The organism is Streptomyces sp. NEAU-W12 (assembly GCF_026242095.1).
Lineage (GTDB): Bacteria > Actinomycetota > Actinomycetes > Streptomycetales > Streptomycetaceae > Streptomyces.
Genome location: NZ_JAPJDM010000024.1, coordinates 40,859 through 61,878, shown reverse-complemented (window position 1 = coordinate 61,878; position 21,020 = coordinate 40,859). Strand labels below are relative to the sequence as shown.

General features: G+C 74.0%; 5 protein-coding genes. 3 read left to right on the top strand and 2 right to left on the bottom strand.

Going from position 1 to position 21,020, the window contains the following annotated elements:
• Positions 1-52 precede the first annotated feature (52 nt).
• Entirely contained in the window at positions 53-12,496 is a 12,444-nt protein-coding gene (locus ORI94_RS26955) for a non-ribosomal peptide synthetase/type I polyketide synthase (protein WP_266080268.1), read from the bottom strand.
• A gap of 208 nt (positions 12,497-12,704) precedes the next feature.
• Between ORI94_RS26955 and ORI94_RS26950 the strand changes: the two genes are divergently transcribed.
• Positions 12,705-14,153, top strand: a complete 1,449-nt coding sequence (locus tag ORI94_RS26950) for a WGR domain-containing protein (RefSeq protein ID WP_266080266.1) — start codon at positions 12,705-12,707, stop codon at positions 14,151-14,153.
• A 205-nt stretch (positions 14,154-14,358) separates the two neighbouring features.
• A complete protein-coding gene (locus ORI94_RS26945) occupies positions 14,359-15,081 on the top strand; it encodes an FAD binding domain-containing protein (protein WP_266080264.1) in 723 nt (240 codons plus the stop codon).
• A 291-nt stretch (positions 15,082-15,372) separates the two neighbouring features.
• On the opposite strand, the gene ORI94_RS26940 is transcribed toward ORI94_RS26945, so the two are convergent.
• On the bottom strand, positions 15,373-16,851 hold the full coding sequence (locus ORI94_RS26940) for a glutamate--cysteine ligase (protein ID WP_266080262.1): 1,479 nt from the start codon (positions 16,849-16,851) through the stop codon (positions 15,373-15,375).
• Between the two features lie 744 nt (positions 16,852-17,595).
• On the opposite strand from ORI94_RS26940, the gene ORI94_RS26935 reads away from it, so the two are divergent.
• Positions 17,596-20,970, top strand: a complete 3,375-nt coding sequence (locus ORI94_RS26935) for a pyruvate carboxylase (RefSeq protein WP_266080260.1) — start codon at positions 17,596-17,598, stop codon at positions 20,968-20,970.
• Positions 20,971-21,020 lie beyond the last annotated feature (50 nt).

The window sequence follows — 21,020 nt, the reverse complement described above, 5'->3', positions numbered from 1 at the left end:
CCCGGCTCCTGCCGCGAGCCCCGGAACGGGCAAGCGGCAGGAGCGGCCTCCCTCAGTTCCCGGCGGCCGCCCCACCCGCGGAACCGGCATCGAGGGTGTGGCCGAGCAGGTGCAGCGGGGCGGCCGACACCCCGGCCCGTTCCACCGCGTCCCAGTAGGCCAGAGCCACCCCGGCGTCCACCAGGCCGTGCACCAGCGGCAGTCCGTGACCGGCGGCGTGCAGCAGGGACTCGGACCGGCAGGAGGCCAGGGTCTCCTCGATCCAGGGCTGCGCGAGATAGCCGGCCGCCGCCGCGTCCGGCAGGTCCCCGGCGACCTCCCGGTCGGTGGGGCCGACGTGCAGCAGCCCGCCCCCCAGCACCAGTACGTCCTTCCGCTCCCGCATGCGGGCCAGGGCCCGCCCGGTGTCGAAGCAGTGCGGGAAGGAGTCGTCGACCACGACGGCCCCGGGCCGGAGCCGGTCGACATCGAGCACCGCGGCGGCGGCGCTCACCGCCGTCACCAGAAGGCCCGCACCGTGGACCGCGTCCGGCAGCACCCGCTCCGACTCCACGACCTCGAATCCGGCCGCACCGACCAGCCCCCGCTTCCGCAGCCGCCGTCCCAGGGCGTTCAGCCGCGGCCCGCTGCCCCGTACATCGCACAGGAGCAGTCGCCGGGGAGGCCGGGCGGCCAAGGACAGCAGCAGCTCCAGTGAGGAGGCGCCGATCGAACCCAGACCGGCGAACGCCACATCGAGATCCGAGAGGTCCCGGCCGGTGGCCTCCAGCGCCGCGTGCACCGTTTTCACCACGGACACGACCGTCGCCGCGTGGCCCGTCGTCACGGCCGCCGGATGACGCCCGGACCGCAGCACGTCGAAGCCGTACCCGGTGAGCGACGGAATCATCCCCGCCAGGGACACGCATCGCGCACCCCTGGAAGCGGCGAGCGACACCGCGCGGGCGGTGTACTCCACCAGCCCGGTGTCCGCCGCGAGTTCGTCGGCGAAGAGCGGGAGGGAGAAGAAGCCCGACCGGCCCAGCGGCGTGTCCACCGTCTCCACCAGGCGCGGGACGCCCCCGGGGAACAGCAGAGCGCGTACCTCGGCCCGGGGCAGCGCCGACGCGGGCAGACCCGCCAGGCGCGCAAGATGCCCCGGCGCGGGCAGGTAGCCGATCAGGGCAGCGTCCATCGTGTCCCGCGGTCCGTGGCCACTCGCTGCGGACCGGTGCGCCACGGGACGGGCCGTTTCGGGACGGGCCGTTTCGAAACGGCCCGTCCTCGGGGGGCCCGGCACGCCGACGGCACCCGCCGCGGCCCGTTCGAGACGCCGGCGCAGCGCGCCGGTGAAACGGTCGAGTGCGCCGGGCGCGAACGCCTCGGTCGCGCCCCGGACCGTCACCCGCAGCTCGTCCCCGTCGGGTCGCACCGCCATGAACACGTCCGTCGCGGAGGACGGCGGCAGGAACGTACTGTCCCCCGCCTCCCACGACCACCGCGGAGCGCCGGCGCCGTCCGCGGGCGCCAGCGCGGAGAAGTCGAGGAACGTGAAGAAGAACTGGGAGGTCAGGGGAAGCCCGTCGGCACCCCGTGGAACCACGTCCTCGTGGGCGCGTGCCTCCTCCGCCTCGGCGGTTGTGCGACGCAGGGCACAGCCGAAGTCCTCTCCGCCGGTGTCGTGGGAGGCAGGGGTGCCGGCCGGGGCGGGCCGGACGGGGACGGCCGAGGCGAACGGGCCGAAGATCCGGTGTGCGTCGGGCAGCGCGTTGTCCCGGCCGCTCACCGCCAGCCCCACGATCAGATCGGACCGGCCGGTCAGGGCCACGAGTTCCTGGTAGTAGGCGGTCAGCAGGGGCGCGTACAGGGTGGTTCGCGCGTGGGACGCGAGCGTACGCAACGTCTCCGTCAGGGAGGCGCCGAGTGTGAACTCCGAGGAGTCGAAACGGACATCGCGCCGGGTGGCCCCGGCACGGTTCGTCGCGCCGCTGCCGCCGGCCACCGTCGTGGTGCGCAGTACCGGCGGCCGGTACGGAGCGCACACCCGGGCACGGCGTTCTGCCGCCGGCCCGGAGACGCCGGTCCCGTGACCGGTCTCCGCCGACCACCGGACATGATCACGGAAGTCACTGCGCAGCAGTGGGAGAAGGGGCGCGGTGCTGCTGCGGCCGTCTGCCAGCCGGTCGTACACCTCGGTCAGTTCCCGCATGAGCAGTGCCGCGCTGTACCCGTCGCCGATGACGTGATGGGCGTGCACCAGCAGGATGTGCTCTTGCGGAGCGAGACTGAGCACCTGAAGGCGCACCAGCGGCCAGGCCCAGGTCTCGAGGCGCCGTTCCGCCTCGGCCGCGGCCCGTTCGTCCAGCTCGGCGGTGGACGTGACCGTCCCGAAGACGACCGGCAGACGCAGGGACGGCGGCAGTTCCTGCTGGACGGGGGGACGCATCCCGGCGGGGAAGACGGTGCGGAGCATGCCGTGCCGCTCCACCAGCATGTCGACCGCCGTCTGGAAGACGTCGGGGTCCAACGGTCCGGACAGCCGAATCCGGGCCAGCCAGGTCCCGGCACCCGGCGCGAGAGCCTCCGTGAGCAGGAACCCGCGCTGGCCGGACGTGACGGGGAACGGAGATGTCCGGTCGTCCCCGGCCGGAAGGGACCGTACGGCAGGGGACGCGGAGACGGAGGCCGGGGCTGCGGCAGCGGTGGCGGAGTGCGGTTTTGCCGCGGCGGCGTCGATGGCCGCGGACAGCGCCGCGAGCGTGCGATGACGGTAGACCACTGTCGGCCGGGGCAGCGGCACCCCGTGTTCCGCGAGCCGGGCGAACACCCGGAGGACGAGCAGCGAGTCACCACCCAGGTCGAAGAAGTCGTCCTCCCGGCGGACCGATTCCACCTCCACCTGGAGCAGGTCCGACCAGACGGCCGCCACGCGTCGTTCGGTCACCGTGGCCGGGGAGGACCTGTTCACGGTGTCCGGTGCCGCCGGACCGGAGCGGGAGGCCGGGCCCACCAGCGCCTGGCGGTCGACCTTGCCGGTGCCGGTGAGGGGCAGCGTGTCGACGCAGGTGATCCGGGCCGGGATCATGTACGACGGCAGTACACCGGCCAGGTGGCGGCGTACCTCCCGGGTGTCCGGCCGGCCGGCCGGAGACCGGAGGGTGACGAAGGCGAGCAACTGCCCCTCGTGCGCCGTCACCACCGCCCGTGCGATCCCGGGATACTCCTGGAGCGTCGCCTCGACCTCTCCCGGCTCCACCCGGTTCCCGCGGATCTTCACCTGGTCGTCGACCCGGCCGAGGAACTCCACGGTGCCGTCGGCCGACCGGCGGACCCGGTCCCCGCTGCGGTACCAGCGCCGCCCCGCCCGCACGGTGAACGCCCTCGCGGTCAGCTCCGGTTCGCCCAGGTAGCCGGGGGTCAGACCGGCACCCGCGATGAGCAGTTCCCCCGGTTCGTCCGGCTCGCAGGTGGTTCCGTCGGCGCGGACCACTTCCAGGTCCGTACCGGCCACGGGGTGTCCGACCGGTACCCGCCGCACCTCGTCGCCGGGACGGGCGTCGAGGATCTGGCAGGTGGCGTTGACGGTCGTCTCGGTGGGTCCGTACAGGTTGGCGATCCGCGCGCCGTTCCCGAACAGGTCGAACCAGCGGCGCACATGGTCCACGGGCAGTGCCTCACCGCCGACATGCACCCACCGCAGTGCCGTCAGATCCGGTACGCCTGCCCCGCTTCGGGCCCTTTCCTCGGCGACCGACAGCAACTGCTCCCAGAGCGTCGGCACCGAGCTCCACACACTGACCCGTGCCCGCTCCACCCGCGTGAGCAGCAGCTCGGGATCCCGCAACAGGCCACGTGGCACGGTCACGACGGTGCCGCCGACCAGGAGCGGTGCGAGCAACTGACGTACCGAGGCGTCGAAGCAGGGCGACGCGGTCTGCGCGAGGCGGTCGTCGGGACCGTAGCCGAAGGCGGCGACGGCCCAGTCGAGATAGTTCTCCATCGCCCGGTGAGTGATCGGCACCGCCTTCGGGCGCCCCGTGGACCCGGAGGTGAAGATGACGTACGCGATTCCCTCGGCGTCGGACGGCGAGGCGAGGGGGGCCGCCGTCGCAGGTGCGGTCACGTCGAAGTCGGCTTCCGTGCCCGTGCCCGTGCCCATGTCCGCGTCCGTGTCCGGCAGGCTGTCGTCGATGACGGGTACCGCCCGTACGGCCGCCAGAGCGCCGACGGTGTGCCGGGTGGGGGGGTGGCACACCACGGTGGTCGCACCGGTGCGTGCCAGCTGGTCGGCCAGCCGCGCGGTGGGGTGCCCCGGGTCGAGCGGGACCCAGCCGGCTCCGGCGCGCAGGATACCCACGACACCGACGACGGTGTCGGCGCCCGGCTCGGTGAGGAGTCCCACCAGATCACCGGGGCGTACGCCGCGGGCGTACAGGCGCGCGGCGAGCCGAGCGGAGGCGCGGTCGAGCGCTCCGTACGTGAGCGCCGCGTCCGCCGCGTCCGCGGCATCGACGGCGTCCACGGCGATCGCGCCGGGTGCCGTCCGGAACCGGTCGAGCAGCCGCGCGACCAGCGGGACGCTTCCGTCGTCCCGCACGGACGGGGACGGCACGACGAGTGCGGGGCCGGTGTCCGGCGACGGCGGCGACGACCGCGGTGTGCACAGCGCGGCCAGTTCGGCGCGCAACTCCCGGTCCAGACGCGCCACGGTGGTCCGCCGGAACAACGGCTCCGGATAGTTCCACGACAGCCGTAGCTGCGGACCGTCCGCCCAGCACAGCAGACTCAGCCGGGTCGCCGCCGACCCGGTGCCGGCGGCGGTGGCCCGTACCTCCACCGGACAGCCGGCGGCCGGCTCCGCGGGGAAGCGGGCGAAGCTGAAGCCCGCGGGACTCACCGTGCGGCTGCCGAAACCGGCACCAGCACCAGTGCCGGCACCGGGACGCGCGCCGGGGAGCAGCGCGGCCAGGTCCAGACTGCTCAGCCCGGCGTGCCGCTCGTTGCGCAGCCATATCCCGCGCAACCGCTCCGCCAGGTCGGGAACCGACTCGCCGTCCGCCGTCTCACAGAGCAGGGGGAGGGTGTCAGCGAGTGGGCCGACCAGCCGCTCCACGTCCTCGAAGCGGTCCTCGCGACGCGCCCTGGCCACGTTGACCGCCACGTCCGGGCGCCCCGACCACCGTGCCAGACAGCGCACATACGTGGCGAGCAGCAAATGGAACAGGGAGACACCGTGCGCGGCGGCCAGCCGTTCCAGGCCGGTGGTGAGATCGGCGCCGAGCTCGCCGTAGTACTGCACGATCGGGCCTGACGGGCCTGACCGGTCGGGCGCGAGCGCGTCGGGATCGCCGTCGTAAGGCAGCCGGAGCGGTTCGTCGCGCGTGGCGAGCCGCTCGGCCCAGTACTGCCGGTCGGCGTGCCGCCCGGCGGGGCCGGAAGGCGGCAGACTCGTCACGTACCGTGCGAAGTCCGGTGCGGGAAACGCTTGTTGCGGACGCCGTCCGTGGTACAGATCCGTGTACGTGCTCCACAGCTCCTCGGCGAGAATGTTCAGGCTGTAGCCGTCCGCCGCCGCGTGGTGCGCCACCAGCACCAGATGGGCGAGCCCCGGAGCCTGGCGGAGCAGCACGGCCCGGACCGGAGGCACCGCCGCAAGGTCGAACGGCCGGTTGCAGAGGGCCGTCTCGGTGCCGGCCACTTCGTCGGCAGCGCAGTCGCGCACCTCGAACCAGTCCCGCAGCAAAACCGGAGGCACCACGCGCTGCGCGGGCAGCCCGTCCGGGGCCTCCACCCGCAGCCGGAGCATGCCGTGCCGTTCGGCCAGCGCCGCCAGCGCCCGGCCCAGCAGTCCGGTGTCCAGCGGGCCCCGGACGGTCAGCCGCAGATGCCCCCGCGCCGGGACGTCCGGATGCAGCCGGCTGCTGGTGTACAGAGCCAGTTGCACGGGGGTCAGTGCGAAGGCCAGGCCTTCCTCGCACCCGGCCTCCCTCCCGCCCCCGGGCACTGCCCCCGCTCCTCGGTCCCCCGCAGGTGCCTGGACCTGCAGGGGCGCCCCGGTGTGCCCCTCCAGGTCCAGGTGGGCGGAGAGTTCACGCACCGTCCGGTGTTCGAAGAAGAGCGTGGTGGGCAGCTGCCGCCCCAGTTTCCGCTCCAGCCGCTTGACGAGGTCGACGGCGCCCAGCGAGTCCAGACCGAGCCGCAGGAACGGCGTGTCGTCGTCGACGTCCGATGCCGGGACGCCGAGCGACTGGGCCAGCAGTTCCCGCAGGACGGCAGCGGTACCGGACGATGCCACGGTCCGGTGGTGGCGCCGGTCGGTGTCAGGGGGCGCGGCGGAGTCCTCGGCGTCCGTGGACCGCACCGGACGCGCCGGGGCAGTGACCGGTTGCGCCTCGGAGGCCAGGTCGGCGACGACCAGCTGCGTCGCGCCGGTGATGCACGCCGCTCGCAGCGCGGCCAGTGCGGGCGCGGTCGCCAGCGGTCGTCCCCCGCCGCCCGCTCCGGCACCCGCGGTGACCGCGAGGCCCGTCTCGGCGAACGGACCCAGGTTCACCGACAGCCAGCGACGGCCCGCCAGGCGCTCGGCTCCGGCGAAGGAGTCGAGGAAGGCGTTCGCCGCGGCGTAGGCGCCCAACGCCCCCGCCAGCCCGTGCAGCACCGACGACACCGAGGAGAACGCGACGCACACCCCGGGGCGCTGCCCGTGCCGACGCAGCGCCCCGGCCAGCAGGACCGTCCCGAGGGTCTTCACCTCCAGCGCCTCCACGGTCTCCGACGCGTCCGTCCCCCGCAGACTGCCGGGACGTACGACGCCCGCCGCGTGGAACACGGCGTCCAGCGAGGGAAGTTCGCGGACGAGCCGCTCCACGTCGGCGGGCACCGTGAGGTCGGCCGCGACGTAGCGTGCCTCGGCACCGAGACCGGTGAGCTCCTTCAGCAGGCCCGTGGGCGGGTGCGGGGAACGTCCCGCCAGCACCAGAACAGGCCGGCCCCGGCCCGCCAGGTCCCGGGCCAGCGCGGACCCGATGCCGCCCGCACCACCCGTGATCAGGAACGTACCGTCGGCCGGCAGCTGCTCCCGGTCGTACGGCCTGCCCGCTTCTCCCACCGGGCTCGGCTCTCCCCCCGCTCCCGGTACGACGGAACGCACGAGACGCCGTCCGGTCCGCCAGGCGATCGCTCCCGTCGCCTGCGGAGCCGTCAACTCGGCGGCCAGGGAACGCAGCCACCCCTCGTCGTGGGGAGCGCCGGGAACCTCGTGGGACGCGAGGTCGATCCAGTTCGCGACCACACCGGCCGACTCCTCCGGTACGGCCAGGGCCAGACCACCCAGGACCGCCTGCACGGGCACCGGCTGCTCCACACCGTGTCCCGTGACGTGTGCGTCCTCGGTCACGACCAGCAGACGGCGGGCTCCGGTGCGGTCCAGCAGCGCGAGGGCGTCCCGGAACGCCCCGACCGCCTGCCGCAGCTCCTCGCCGAGGCCGCCCGCCGGGCCCGCGGGATCCGCCGCGCGCATCCGGTCCGTCGCGTCCCGTCGGACCGGGCCGCCCAGAAGGACCACAGCCTGCGGACGGACGTCGGCGTGGTCCGCCGTGACCGCCCGTACGCCGAGGCCCGCGAACCCGTCCACCAGCCGGCGCACCGCCGAGGCGTTCGCTCCGGTCACCAGCACCGGGCCGGGAAGACCGGTTCCGGGAAGGCCGGTGCGGGGGAGACCGCCGCCGGAGAGGGGCGCGGGATGCCACTCGACGCGGTGCAGCAGCCCGCGTCCACCGGGCCCGGGCCAGTACCTGCGCCGCTGGTACGGGTACGGCGGCAGCGGCACCCTGCGACACCCCGCGTCGAGCGCCGTACGGTCGAGGGGCACCCCGCGCACCCACAGCCGTGCCACCGTCCCCATCAACTCCCGGGCCCCGCCAGGCGTCTCTCCGCCGTCGAACGCTGCCACGGGGGCGGGCACCACGAGGGCCTCCTGCGTCGTGCCGTCCGTGCCGTCGGCCCGGTGCCGGGCGGCCACCGCGCGGATCGGACCCGCGAGGTCCCCACCCGCGCCGAGTTCCACGAACGTGTCGTAGCCCTCGCCCAGCAGCCGTTCCACGGCCCGGCCGAACAGCACCGGCCGCAGGGCGTGTTCCCGCAGGTGGTCCGGATCCATCCGCGGCTGCCACCGGGCGGTGAGCGTGCTCATCACCGCGAGCGTGGGGGCCGACACCGTCAGCCTGCGCGCCGCGTCGCCCAGGGCGTGCGCGACCGGCTCCATCAGGGGCGAGTGGAAGGCGCGCGGCACCCGCAGCGCACGGACCGTCGCACCGTGCGCGGTGAGCCGCTCCGAAGCCCGCCGGACCGCGTCCGGGGTCCCGGACAGCACCAGCCGCCCGGGGCCGTTGTACGCCGCCACCGCCAGGTCACCCGGGGACGCGGCCACCAGCGCCTCCACCTCCCGTTCCTCGGCGCCCCGCACCGCCGCCATGGCACCCGGCGCGGTCGACCCGCCCATGAGCCGTCCGCGTTCCGCCGCGAACAGCAGCGTGTCGGCCAGCGACAGCATGCCGCCGACACAGGCGGCCGCCAGCTCGCCGACGCTGTGTCCGACCAGCGCGTCGGGCCGCACCCCCCAGGCCGCCAACTGCCGGGCGAGCGCGACGCCGTGCGCCACCAGCAGGGGCTGCGCCACCTCGGTGGCGGCGAGAGCGCCGCCGTCCACGCCGCCGTCCACGCACCAGGCCGTCAACTCCCGCCCGTGCACCGATCCCACCAGCGTCGACGCCTCGTCCAGCGTCGCGCGGTACACGGGTGCCGTGGCGTACAACTCCCTTCCCTGACCCGGCCGCAGCCCACCCTGGCCGGGGAACACGTAGACGGTCCGAGGCCGTCCCGTCACCGTCCCGGCGGCCGCACCCGGCACAAGCGAGCCGTCGGCGGTGCGCACCGAGGCGACCCGATCACGCAGGTCCCCGGCGGCCACGACGGCAAGACGGTGCGGTCGTTCGTCGCGAGCGGCACCCGCCGTCAGACAGACGTCTCCCTCCTCGAACTCCGGATGGCCGCCCAGGTGGTCCGAGATGCGCGCCGTCCACGCGTCGAGTCCGGCCGCGCTGCCCGCCGAGAGGGTGAGCAGGTTCGGGCCGTGGCCGTCTTGGAGCGCCCCGCGGTCGTTCCCGCGCGGCGGCGCCTGCTCCAGGACCGCGTGCGCGTTGGTGCCGCCGAAGCCGAAGGCGTTGATCCCCGCCCTGCGCGGCCCGGACGATTCCCAGGCCGTCACCTCCGTCACCAGGGCGAATCCGGACCGCCCGACGGCGGGGGAGACCGGTGTGTGATGCAGCGAGGCCGGAAGCCGCCCGTGCCCGAGGGCCAGGACCACCTTCACGAGCGAGGGCAGCGCCGCCGCGTTCAGCAGGTGCCCGATGTTGGTCTTCACCGAGCCGAGCAGCCGGGGCCGGCCGTCCGGGCGGGCCGGGAACGCATGGGCGAGGGACCGCAGTTCGATCGGATCGCCCACGGCCGTGCCCGTGCCGTGGGCCTCGACGTACGAGACCGACGCCGGGTCGACCCCGCACTGCTCGTAGGCACGGCCGATCACCTCGCGCTGGCGCAGCGGGTTGGGAGCCATCAGGCTCAGCGACGTACCGTCGTTGTTGACGGCGGTGCCGCGTACCACGGCCAGCACCTCGTCACCGTCCCGCCGGGCCTCGTCGAGCCGCCGCAGGACGAGAACCGCGCCGCCCTCGCCGGGCACGAACCCGTCGGCCGACGCGCCGAAGGCACGGCTGCGCCCGGTCGGCGAAAGGGCCTGAGCCGCCTCCAGGGCCTGGTGGGCCGTCGCGGTGAGATGCAGGTTGACCCCGCCGACGACCGCGATGTCGCACTCGCCGTCCGCGAGACTGCGCCGGGCCAGATGCAGCGCCACCAGGCCCGAGGAACACGCGGTGTCCACGGCGAGCGCCGGGCCGTCCAGATCGAGGCAGTGGGCCAGTCGCGCGGCGACCAGATGGGGAAGGTTGCCGGTCAGGGCCGACGCGGTCGGCGGCGTGCCGGCGGTGTTCGCGTCGGCCAGGAGCTGCCGGTAGCCGCTGTCGCCGACGGCTGCGAAGACTCCGGCCCGCAGGACCCGGCGTCGGGGCCCGGCGTACCCGGCGCGTTCCAGTGCCTCGTGGGCGAGTTCGAGGAAGACGCGGGCCTGCGGGTCCAGCGCGCGTGCCTCCTCGTCGCCGATACCGAAGTGACCGGCGTCGAAGGCGGCGGGGTCGTCCAGGAAGGCTCCCCAGCGTCCTGCCGCCCCGGGCCCTTCGGAACCGTCCGCGGACCGGCTCCCCGTGTTCCAGCGGCCCGGGGGCACCGCGGACACGGCGTCGCGGCCGGCGATCAGCAGGTCCCAGAACTCCTCCGGCGTGTCGGCCCCGGGGAACCGGCAGGCCAAACCCACCACGGCGGTCGCGGACGCCCCGCCCGCGGCGGACGCGCCCTCCTGCCGGTCCGTGCCCGTGCCCGCGCCGTCCGTCGAGGTGCTGTCCGCCCCCGCGTCGTCCGCCTCGACGACGCCCATGAGATGGTCGGTGAGCGTGGCGACCGTGTCGTTGCGCATCACCGCCGGCCCCAGCGGGACACCGAGGGAACGTTCCAGCGCGGCGAGCACCTCCATGGCCCGGAGCGAGGTGCCGCCGAGTTCGGCGAACCGTTCCCGGTCCCCGAACGACGCCCCGGGCACCCCCAGGACCGCGGCCCACACATCCCGCACCACGCGCCGTACGTCCCCACGCGAACGTGGCACCGCGCCCCGGCCCCCGGATGCCGACGGCTGCCGAGACCGTTCCACCGGGCCGCCCGCCACCGCATCCGGCCCCGCCACTGCCCCCGGGCCGGCCACCGCCCCGGAACGGGCCGACGGCCGGTATCCGTCCGCCTCGAACCGGGACCGCATCCGCTGCCGCTGGACCTTGCCGCTCGTCGTCCGGGGGAACGCGGACGGCGGCAGCGCGAACACCCGCACGTCGTCGTGGCCCAGCGCCGCACGGACCCGCCGGGCGACCCGGTCCAGCACCCCGGACGCGGTGCGCGGCGGTCGCGCCCAGGCGACGAACACCACCACCCGCTCCCCACCGGTCACCGGATCGGTCGACCCGACCACCACCGTGGTACCGGCCGGCACCCCCGGCGTGCCGGACGCCACCTCTTCCAGGTCCGGGGCGTGGAACGTACGGCCGTTGACGAACAGGACATCCTTGGAGCGGCCGCTGACACACAGTCGGCCGTCCCGCAGGAAACCCAGGTCGCCGGTGCGCAGCCAGCCGTCGGCGAAGGACCGCGCCGTCGCGTCCGGCAGGCCGTGGTAACCGCGGGCGACCTGCGGGCCGCTCACCTCGACGTGCCCCACCCGCCGGTCGCCCAGGGGCCGGCCCGCGTCGTCGGTGATCCGCACCGAGCAGCCCGCGACCGGCACCCCGACGTCCATCAGCTCCACCAATCCGGTGGCGTCACCACCGGGTTCCCGCTCCACCACGCGGCCCCGACCGAGCGCGGACCGCTCCACGGCCACCGGCACGGCCACCTCGCCCAGCGGCGGGAACGCCACGGCAAGCGTCGCCTCGGCCAGGCCGTACACGGGCGTCGCCGCCCGCGGATCCAGCCCCGACGCCCTGGTCCTGGCGGCGAAGTCCCGCCACACCGCCGCCGATATCGGTTCGGCCCCCACCGTGATCAGCCGGACCGAGCTCAGGTCCAGCCCGGCGAACACCTCCTCGGGGACCCGGCGAAGGGTCAGCGCCAGCGCGAAGTTGGCGGCCGAGAGGACGGTGGCCCGGTGCGCGGCGGCCACGTCGAACCAGAGCCGGGGGTTCTTCGCGAACGCCAGGGGACCGATCTTCACCTGCCTGGCCCGCGCGGCCAGCGGCGCCAGATGCGTACCGATGAGCCCCATGTCGTGGAAGTAGGGCATCCAGCTGACCACCACGTCGTGCTCCGTGAGGGCGGAGGCCTCCGTCAGCTGCCGCAGGTTCGCCAGCACGGCCGCGTGGGTCAGCTCCACGCCCTTGGGCGCCCCGGTGCTGCCGGACGAGAACTGCAGGAAGGCCAGTCCGTCCGGCTCCGGTGCGGCGGGGGAGTCCAGGGGCGGACCCTCCCGCAGCACCTCCGTGCGCAGGACCCGGGCACCGTCCGGAAGTCCGGCGGCCACCGGCACACAGGCCGCGTCCACCACGACCGGGGGACGGCCCAGGTGCTCCCACACCGGCAGGACCCGCCGTACGTCCGGCGCCAGCGGCACGGGCACCAGACCGGCCGCGAGCGCGCCCCAGAACATGGGCTGGAAGTCGGCGCTGTGCTCCGCGAGCAGCGGAACGCAGGTGCCCGGCGCGACGCCCGCGGCACGGAGACCGCCCGCGACGCGCAGCGACCCGGCCACGAGCTCCCGGAAGGTGACGGCCGTCTCGCCGCCGTCGCCCCTGACGTGGACGATCAACTGGTCGGGGGACTGGCGGGCGGCGTCCAGCAGGACGTCCAGCAGGGTCGCGGTGTTCATGAGTCCGTTCGTCGATCGCTCGTGGTGTGCCCGAAGCCGGGGACGCGCGGCGGCGCAGAGGCAGGCGATACAGGGGACTCGCCGCAACCGGGACAGGTTGCTTCCGCGTGCTGATCACCGGCGGCCCCATTGTCGGTGGCGTCGCCTACGGTTCGGTCGGTGGGGCCTGTCGGAACGGCCGGGGGCCCGCTTTGGGGAGGGTTCTGTCATGTCTGGCGGGTCGGTGTCGACGACGTATCTGGAGCTGTCGCAGGATGACGGTGCCGCACACAAGTTCTACGAGGTGGCCGTCGACGGCCTGGTGGTGACCGTTCGCTACGGACGGATCGGCGCCTCGGGGCAGACCCAGATCACCACCTTCCCCTCGGCGGACAAGGCGCGGGCCGCCGCCGCGAGGAAGGTCGGGGAGAAGGTCCGCAAGGGGTATGCCCCCGCCGTTCCCGGGCAGCGCGCGCCGCGCGCGGTGACCCGGCGTCAGGTGGTGTCCGCCCCTTCCACCGCGCGCGCGGTGGCCCCCGTGCTGTGGCGGTTCGGCACCGGCTCCGCGGCGTTCGGCATCCATGTCGACGGCGAGCACTGCTGGGTCGGCAACCAGGCGGGCGACGTCTACACCCTGGACCACGACGGCCGGGTACTGGCCCGCTTCAACCTGCCGGACGGCGTGAAGTGCCTGGTGGCCGACGATTTCTGGATCTACGCGGGCTGTGACGACGGCAAGGTCTACGACCTGTCCTCCAAGCTGCCGTTCGCGGCGTACGACATCGCCGCGGACGTCGACATCTTCTGGCTGGACATCCACGAGGGCGTGCTGGACGTCTCGGACCGCGACGGCAAGCTCACCGTCATCGACCACGAGGACGAGCACCAGTGGTCCCGCCGCAGCCAGGGCGACCACGCCTGGATGGTGCGTGCCGACGACCGGGCCGTCTACCACGGTCATCACAGTGGCGTCACCGCCTACGCGCCCGACGGGGGCGGCGAGTTGTGGCACACGCCCACCCGCGGCGGTGTGCTGTTCGGCTGGCAGGAGGACGACACCGTGTACGCGGGCACGGCGCACCGCGTGGTGCAGCGGCTGTCGAAGGCGAGCGGGACCATCGAGGCCACCTACGCCTGCGACAGTGCCGTGTACTCGTGCGCCACCTCGCCCGGCGGCCGGTTCGTGTTCGCCGGTGACGCGGCGTCGTCCGTCTACTGCTTCGACCAGGACGGCACCAGGCTGTGGAAGCTCGGCACGGGCGGCGGCTCCGCCCTGTCGATGCAGTACCGGGACGAGCGGCTGTACCTGGTCACCACCGACGGTTCGCTGGTCTGTGTCGACGCCGGCGAGACGGCCGTCTCCGCCGCCCAGCAGGGCACGGTGCCGGTCGCGCGGGACGTCAAGCTCGCCGAGGCGCTGCCGACCTACGAGCCGGCCACGACGGCGAGCGCGGTGAGCGCGGTGGCCCAGGCCCCGGCCGGGGCGATCGTCGTCCAATGCGTTCAGGACTCCGGCCGCCTGCGCGTGCACGTGGTGTCCGAGGGGTACGACTCGTCGTGGAACGTGCAGTTCCCGCGCGCGATACGAGAGCCCGGAGCCCGCTATGTCGTGGACGCCCTGCACCCGGCGGCCGGTGGCTTCTACCGGGTCCGCGGGGACATCCGCCGGCTGCTCTGACGCGCCGAGGCCCTTCACGGGCGAGGGCCCTGGCGAAGTTCCCGGGGGCCGGGCGCCGGCCCTCCGGGGCGTAGCACAGGCTCACACGGGGTTCGTGTGAGCCCTGTACGCGCCCCCTCGCCCGTGCGGAGAATGCAGTGTCCATGATCATGCAGCGGAACGGCCGGTTCCGTCGGCCGAAGCCCAGGAAAGCAGGTCGACCGCCGTGCTCTTGCGTCTGCCCACGTCCCTGACCGAAGCACAGAACTGCATGGCCGAGGGAGCGGTGCCCATCGGCGGAGCCACCCTCGTGTGGGCGCTCTGGCAACGGGACGGCTTCCCCGAGCAGGCGATGTCCCTGCGCAGCCTGCCGGAGGCCAACGTGATCGAGCGCGAGGCGCTGGGTGCTGCCGTTCCGCTGCACCGCATCGACGACCGGGTGCCGGAGGTCATGCGCGGCGCGGCCTCCACCGTGGGCACCGGGGCGGTGCGCCGGACGGCGACGGTCGGCGGCAACATCGTGGGCAGCACCCTGCGGTGTCTGCTGCCGGCAGCGCTCGTCCTGGACACACGCGCCACCGTGCTGGACCGGGACGGCGCCTTCGAGACCGACCTGGCCGAGGTGGTGGCCAAGCGCCACCTGCTCCTCAGCCTGCGCTGGCGCGCCCCGACAACCAGCGGATACCACAAGGCGCCCGCCGAAGCGGGCGGACCGCCGCCCCTCGTCGTCGCCACAGCCGTGCACGCGCAGGAGGACGGAGGACGCAGGGTCCGCGTCGCGGTCCGTGACGGCTACGAGGTGACCGGCGGGAGCGCGGACTGCGCGGCCGGTACGGACGAGGCACTGCGGGCCCTGGACACCACGGACCTCGGTTCGCTCCCCCCGGAGATCGGCGACGTGATGCGCAGGGAGGTGTCCGGAGTCCTCGGCCGGACCACCGGCGGCTGACCGGTACGACTGCCGTTCGTGCGGGCCGGCCGTCGCGACGGCCGGCCCGCGGAGGCGCCACCGCCTCCGGTACGGCTCGGCCGACCGCCCGGGCGTGCCGGCCGTGGGGTCCCGGGCCCCGGACCGGCGCAGCGACTGCGGCAGTGCGGGGGGGGGGGGGGGGCCCCCCCGCCCGCGGGGGGGGGGGGGGGCGCGGCCCCGGTCCGTCCACGCCTCGACCGCAGCGGCGCCGGGCGGGGGCGGCGAACGGGATGGGGACAGGAGCGGCGACTGCCCCGGCAGTCGTCCGCGTCAGTCGACGGGCCAGGTGTGCACCGGGGCGTTGAGGTGCATGTAGTCGATGTACTGCTGCGTCATCCGGCGCAGGGCCTCATGGCGGCCGCAGTGGGCGGTGGCGTCGATGTGGTGGAACATCTCCTTCTGCCACACCGCCCCGTTGCGTCCGGTGACGCAGCGCTGCTCGATGATGCCGAGCAGCGGCTCCCGCCAGGCCTCGTCCATCCCGGAGAGTTCCAGCCCGCGGTGCGCCAGGGGCAGCAGACGCCGCAGCACCAGCTCGGGCACCGGCACCTCGCCCATCCCGGGCCAGTACAGCCGGGCCTCGATGCCGTGCCGTGCCGCCGTGTGCAGGTTCTCCTCGGCGGCCGAGAAGGACATCCGGGACCACACCGGCCGTTCCTCCTCCACCAGGGCACGGGTGAGCCCGTAGTAGAAGGCGCCGTTGGCCAGGGTGTCGGCGACGGTGGGGCCGGCCGGCAGCACCCGGTTCTCCACCCGCACGTGCGGCTTGTCGTGCGCGATGGCGTAGACCGGGCGGTTCCAGCGGTAGATGGTGCCGTTGTGCAGGGTCAGTTCGCCCAACTCGGGGACGTCGCCCCGGTCCAGCGTCTCGGCGGGGTTCTCTTCGTCGCACAGCGGGAGCAGCGCCGGGAAGTACCGCAGGTTCTCCTCGAAAAGGTCGAAGACGCTGTTGATCCACCGCTCTCCGAACCACACCCGGGGCCGGACCCCCTGCACCTTGATCTCCTGCGGGCGGGTGTCGGTGGCCTGCTCGAACAGCGGGACGCGGGTCTCGTGCCACAGTTCCTTGCCGAACAGGAACGGCGAGTTGGCGGCCAGGGCGACCTGGACCCCGGCGATCGACTGTGCCGCGTTCCAGTAGTCGGCGAACTGCTCCGGGAACACCTGGAGGTGGAACTGGGTGCTGGTGCAGGCGGCCTCGGGCGTGATCGTGTCCGCGTAGGTGCGCAGCCGGTCGACGCCGTCGACCTCGATGTGCAGGTCCTCGCCCCGGGCCGCGAAGATCTGGTCGTTCAGCAGCCGGTAGCGCGGGTTCTCCGACAGCGCCGACTCACCCACGTCCTCCTGCCGCAGAGTCGGCAGGATCCCGGTCATGATCAGATGCGTGCCGACCGACTTGGCGCGGTCCTCGGCGTGGTTCAGCGCGGCACGGATCTCGGACTCCCACGAGTCGGGGCCGCCCGCCGTCAGCCGGCGCGGCGGAACGTTGACCTCGAGGTTGAACCGGCCCAGTTCCGTGGACCAGGCGGGGTCCGCGATCGCTTCGAGCGCGTCGCTGTTGCGCATCGCGGGCTCCGCCCGGTCGTCGACCAGGTTCAGCTCGATCTCCAGCCCGACCTGGGGCCGCTCGGCCTCGAAGCGGGCCTCCCGCAGCATCTGCGCGAACGTGTCGAGGCACTCCTGCATCTTGATCCGGTACCGGCGGCGGTCCTCACGGGTGAACACCAGCGCCGGGACATCGCGTCCCATCGGATTCCCTCCCGGCCTCCCGTCCGCGGACACCTCTCCACCCCAGCGTCGCACCACCGGCCGGCTCCGACCAGGCGGGACGGGATCCGCCACGACACCCGGTACCCCGCACGGGTACGGGGTACCGGCGGTCGGCGCCGTGCCCGGGACCGCCCGCGGGCGGACGCGCCGATGACGGCGCGTCCGCCCACCAGTGTCCCCCGTCGTCACCGGCAGGTCCGTACGGTGCCCGGCCGGCGGGCAGACGCAGTTCTCCCCGGTGCGGACGGCCGGGGTGGGCTGCGGGGGCGAGGCGGGACCGCGGGAGTGCTCGGTGCCGTCCTGAAGACAGACGTCCGCGGCGCGACGTCCGGGGCGGTGCGGGCGCGGCGGTGACCCGGGGGCCGGGGAAGCGGTACGGCGGGTGGGCATCCGGGCGTCCGTGCCCGGCAGTGGCCACGGTCTGCCGCGGCACCCCCGTCCCCGTACCCGCGGGGGCCGGCGAGCCGCGAGCCGGCCCGGTCGAGTTCGACGACCCGGGCCGCTTCGGTGTCCCGGAGGAGGCCAGCCGTACGAGCCCGGGGAGGACGCACCCGACCCCCGACACCGGTCCCGAGGGCACGATGCGGGAGAGGCACGCACTCAGGTACCCACGGAACCCGAACGCCCCCAGCCCCGCGCCGGACGAGTGGCCCGGCTCACATGGCGTACCCGGCCTGTCACCGACACGATGGTCTTCGTCACCGGAAGGCTGAAGGGATCAACATGTTCCGCAAGGTGCTGGTAGCCAACCGTGGCGAGATCGCGATTCGGGCGTTCCGCGCGGGCTACGAGCTGGGTGCCCGAACGGTTGCGGTCTTCCCGCACGAGGACCGCAACTCGCTCCACCGGCTCAAGGCGGACGAGGCGTACCAGATCGGCCAGGCCGGGCACCCTGTGCGCGCCTATCTCTCGGTCGAGGAGATCGTCGGCGCGGCACGCCGGGCGGGCGCCGACGCCGTCTACCCGGGCTACGGATTCCTGTCGGAGAATCCCGAGCTGGCCCTGGCGTGCGAAGAGGCGGGCATCACCTTCGTCGGACCGGATGCCCGCATCCTGGAGCTGACCGGGAACAAGGCGCGTGCCGTCGCCGCGGCTCGCGCTGCGGACGTGCCGGTGCTGGGCTCCTCGGAACCCTCCACCGACGTGGAAGCGCTGGCCCGCGCCGCCGACGACATCGGCTTCCCCGTGTTCGTCAAGGCGGTCGCCGGCGGAGGCGGGCGCGGGATGCGACGGGTCGAGGACCCCGCCCAGCTGCGGGAATCCATCGAGGCTGCCTCGCGGGAGGCCGCGTCCGCGTTCGGCGACCCCACGGTCTTCCTGGAGCGGGCCGTCGTCGATCCCCGCCACATCGAGGTGCAGATCCTCGCCGACGGCCAGGGCGACGTCATTCACCTGTTCGAGCGCGACTGCTCGGTGCAGCGCCGCCACCAGAAGGTGATCGAACTCGCGCCCGCGCCGAACCTCGACCCCGGGCTGCGGGACCGCATCTGCGCCGACGCCGTGCGCTTCGCCCGCCAGATCGGATACCGCAACGCCGGAACCGTGGAATTCCTCGTCGACCGCGACGGGAACCACGTCTTCATCGAGATGAACCCCCGCATCCAGGTCGAGCACACGGTGACCGAGGAGGTCACCGACGTCGACCTCGTCCAGGCGCAGCTGCGCATCGCCACCGGTGAGACACTCGCCGACCTCGGACTCGCCCAGGAGAACATCACCCTGCGCGGCGCCGCGCTGCAGTGCCGCATCACCACCGAGGACCCGGCCAACGGCTTCCGCCCCGACACCGGCCGGATCAGCGCCTACCGCTCGCCCGGCGGCTCCGGCATCCGTCTGGACGGCGGCACCACCCACGCCGGTACGGAGATCAGCGCACACTTCGACTCCATGCTGGTCAAACTGACCTGCCGAGGACGGGACTTCGCCACCGCCGTGGGCCGGGCCCGGCGCGCCGTGGCCGAGTTCCGCATCCGCGGCGTCTCCACCAACATCCCCTTCCTCCAGGCAGTGCTCGACGACCCGCAGTTCCGGGCCGGACAGGTCACCACGTCGTTCATCGAGCAGCGCCCGCACCTGCTCACCGCGCGCCACTCCGCCGACCGCGGCACGAAGCTGCTGACCTACCTCGCCGACGTCACGGTGAACAAGCCGCACGGCGAGCGCCCCGTACTGACCGACCCGACGACCAAGCTGCCCCGGCCCACCGCGGCCGAGCCGGCGCCAGGGTCCCGGCAGCTGCTCGCGGAACTCGGCCCCGAGGGGTTCGCGAGCCGACTGCGCGCCTCACCCACCGTCGGCGTCACCGACACCACCTTCCGCGACGCACACCAGTCGCTGCTCGCCACCCGGGTCCGCACCAAGGACCTGCTCGCCGTCGCCCCCGTGGTGGCGCGCACCCTGCCCGAGCTCCTCTCCCTGGAGTGCTGGGGCGGCGCCACCTACGACGTCGCCCTGCGCTTCCTCGCCGAGGACCCGTGGGAACGCCTGGCCGCCCTGCGGGAAGCCGTCCCCAACATCTGCCTGCAGATGCTGCTGCGGGGCCGCAACACCGTGGGCTACACGCCGTACCCGACCGAGGTGACCGACGCCTTCGTCGAGGAGGCGGCGGCCACCGGCATCGACGTCTTCCGCATCTTCGACGCGCTGAACGACGTCGCCCAGATGCGGCCCGCCATCGACGCCGTGCGGGAGACCGGGACGGCCGTCGCGGAGGTCGCCCTGTGCTACACCTCCGACCTGTCCGACCCGTCCGAGCGGCTCTACACCCTGGACTACTACCTGCGTCTGGCCGAGCAGATCGTGGACGCCGGTGCGCACGTCCTGGCCGTCAAGGACATGGCCGGCCTGCTGAGGGCGCCCGCGGCGGCCACCCTGGTGTCCGCCCTGCGCCGGGAGTTCGACCTGCCGGTCCACCTGCACACCCATGACACCTCCGGCGGGCAGCTCGCCACCTACCTCGCCGCGATCCGGGCCGGGGCGGACGCGGTCGACGGAGCGGTGGCGTCCATGGCGGGCACCACCTCGCAGCCCAGCCTGTCGGCGATCGTCGCGGCGACCGACCACTCCGAGCGCCCCACCGGCCTCGACCTCCAGGCCGTCGGAGACCTGGAGCCGTACTGGGAGAGCGTCCGCAAGGTCTACGCACCCTTCGAAGCGGGCCTCGCCTCTCCCACCGGCCGCGTCTACCACCACGAGATTCCCGGCGGGCAGCTCTCCAACCTGCGTACCCAGGCCGTCGCCCTCGGCCTGGGCGACCGTTTCGAGGACATCGAGGCGATGTACGCCGCCGCCGACCGGATCCTCGGCCGACTCGTCAAGGTCACCCCGTCCTCGAAGGTGGTCGGCGACCTGGCCCTGCACCTGGTGGGCGCCGGGGTGTCCCCCGAGGACTTCGAGCAGGACCCCGACCGGTTCGACATCCCCGACTCCGTCATCGGCTTCCTGCGCGGCGAGCTCGGCACCCCGCCCGGCGGCTGGCCCGAGCCGTTCCGGACCAAGGCACTGCGCGGCCGGGCCGACGCCAAGCCCGTGCAGGAACTGACCGCCGACGACCGCGCCGGGCTGGCGAAGGACCGCCGCGCCACGCTCAACCGGCTGCTGTTCGCCGGTCCGGCCCGCGAGTTCGAGGCGCACCGGCAGACCTTCGGCGACACCAGCGTCCTGGACAGCAAGGCCTTCTTCTACGGGCTGCGCCCCGACAAGGAGTACACCGTCGACCTCGACCCCGGGGTGCGGCTGCTCATCGAACTCCAGGCCGTGGGCGACGCCGACGAGCGCGGCATGCGCACCGTGATGTCCACCCTGAACGGCCAGATGAGGCCGATCCAGGTCCGCGACCGGGCCGCCGCCTCCGACGTCCCGGTCACCGAGAAAGCCGACCGGAACGACCCCGGGCATGTCGCGGCGCCGTTCGCCGGAGTGGTGACCCTCGCGGTCGCCGAGGGCGACGAGGTGGCGGCGGGGGCCACGGTGGCCACCATCGAGGCGATGAAGATGGAGGCCTCGATCACCGCCCCGAAGTCCGGCACGGTGACCCGGCTGGCCATCAACCGCATCCAGCAGGTGGAGGGGGGCGACCTCCTCGTGGAACTCGCCTGAGCCGACCACTGCCCGACGCCCGCCGACCCGCCCCTGCCCCCGCCACCGCC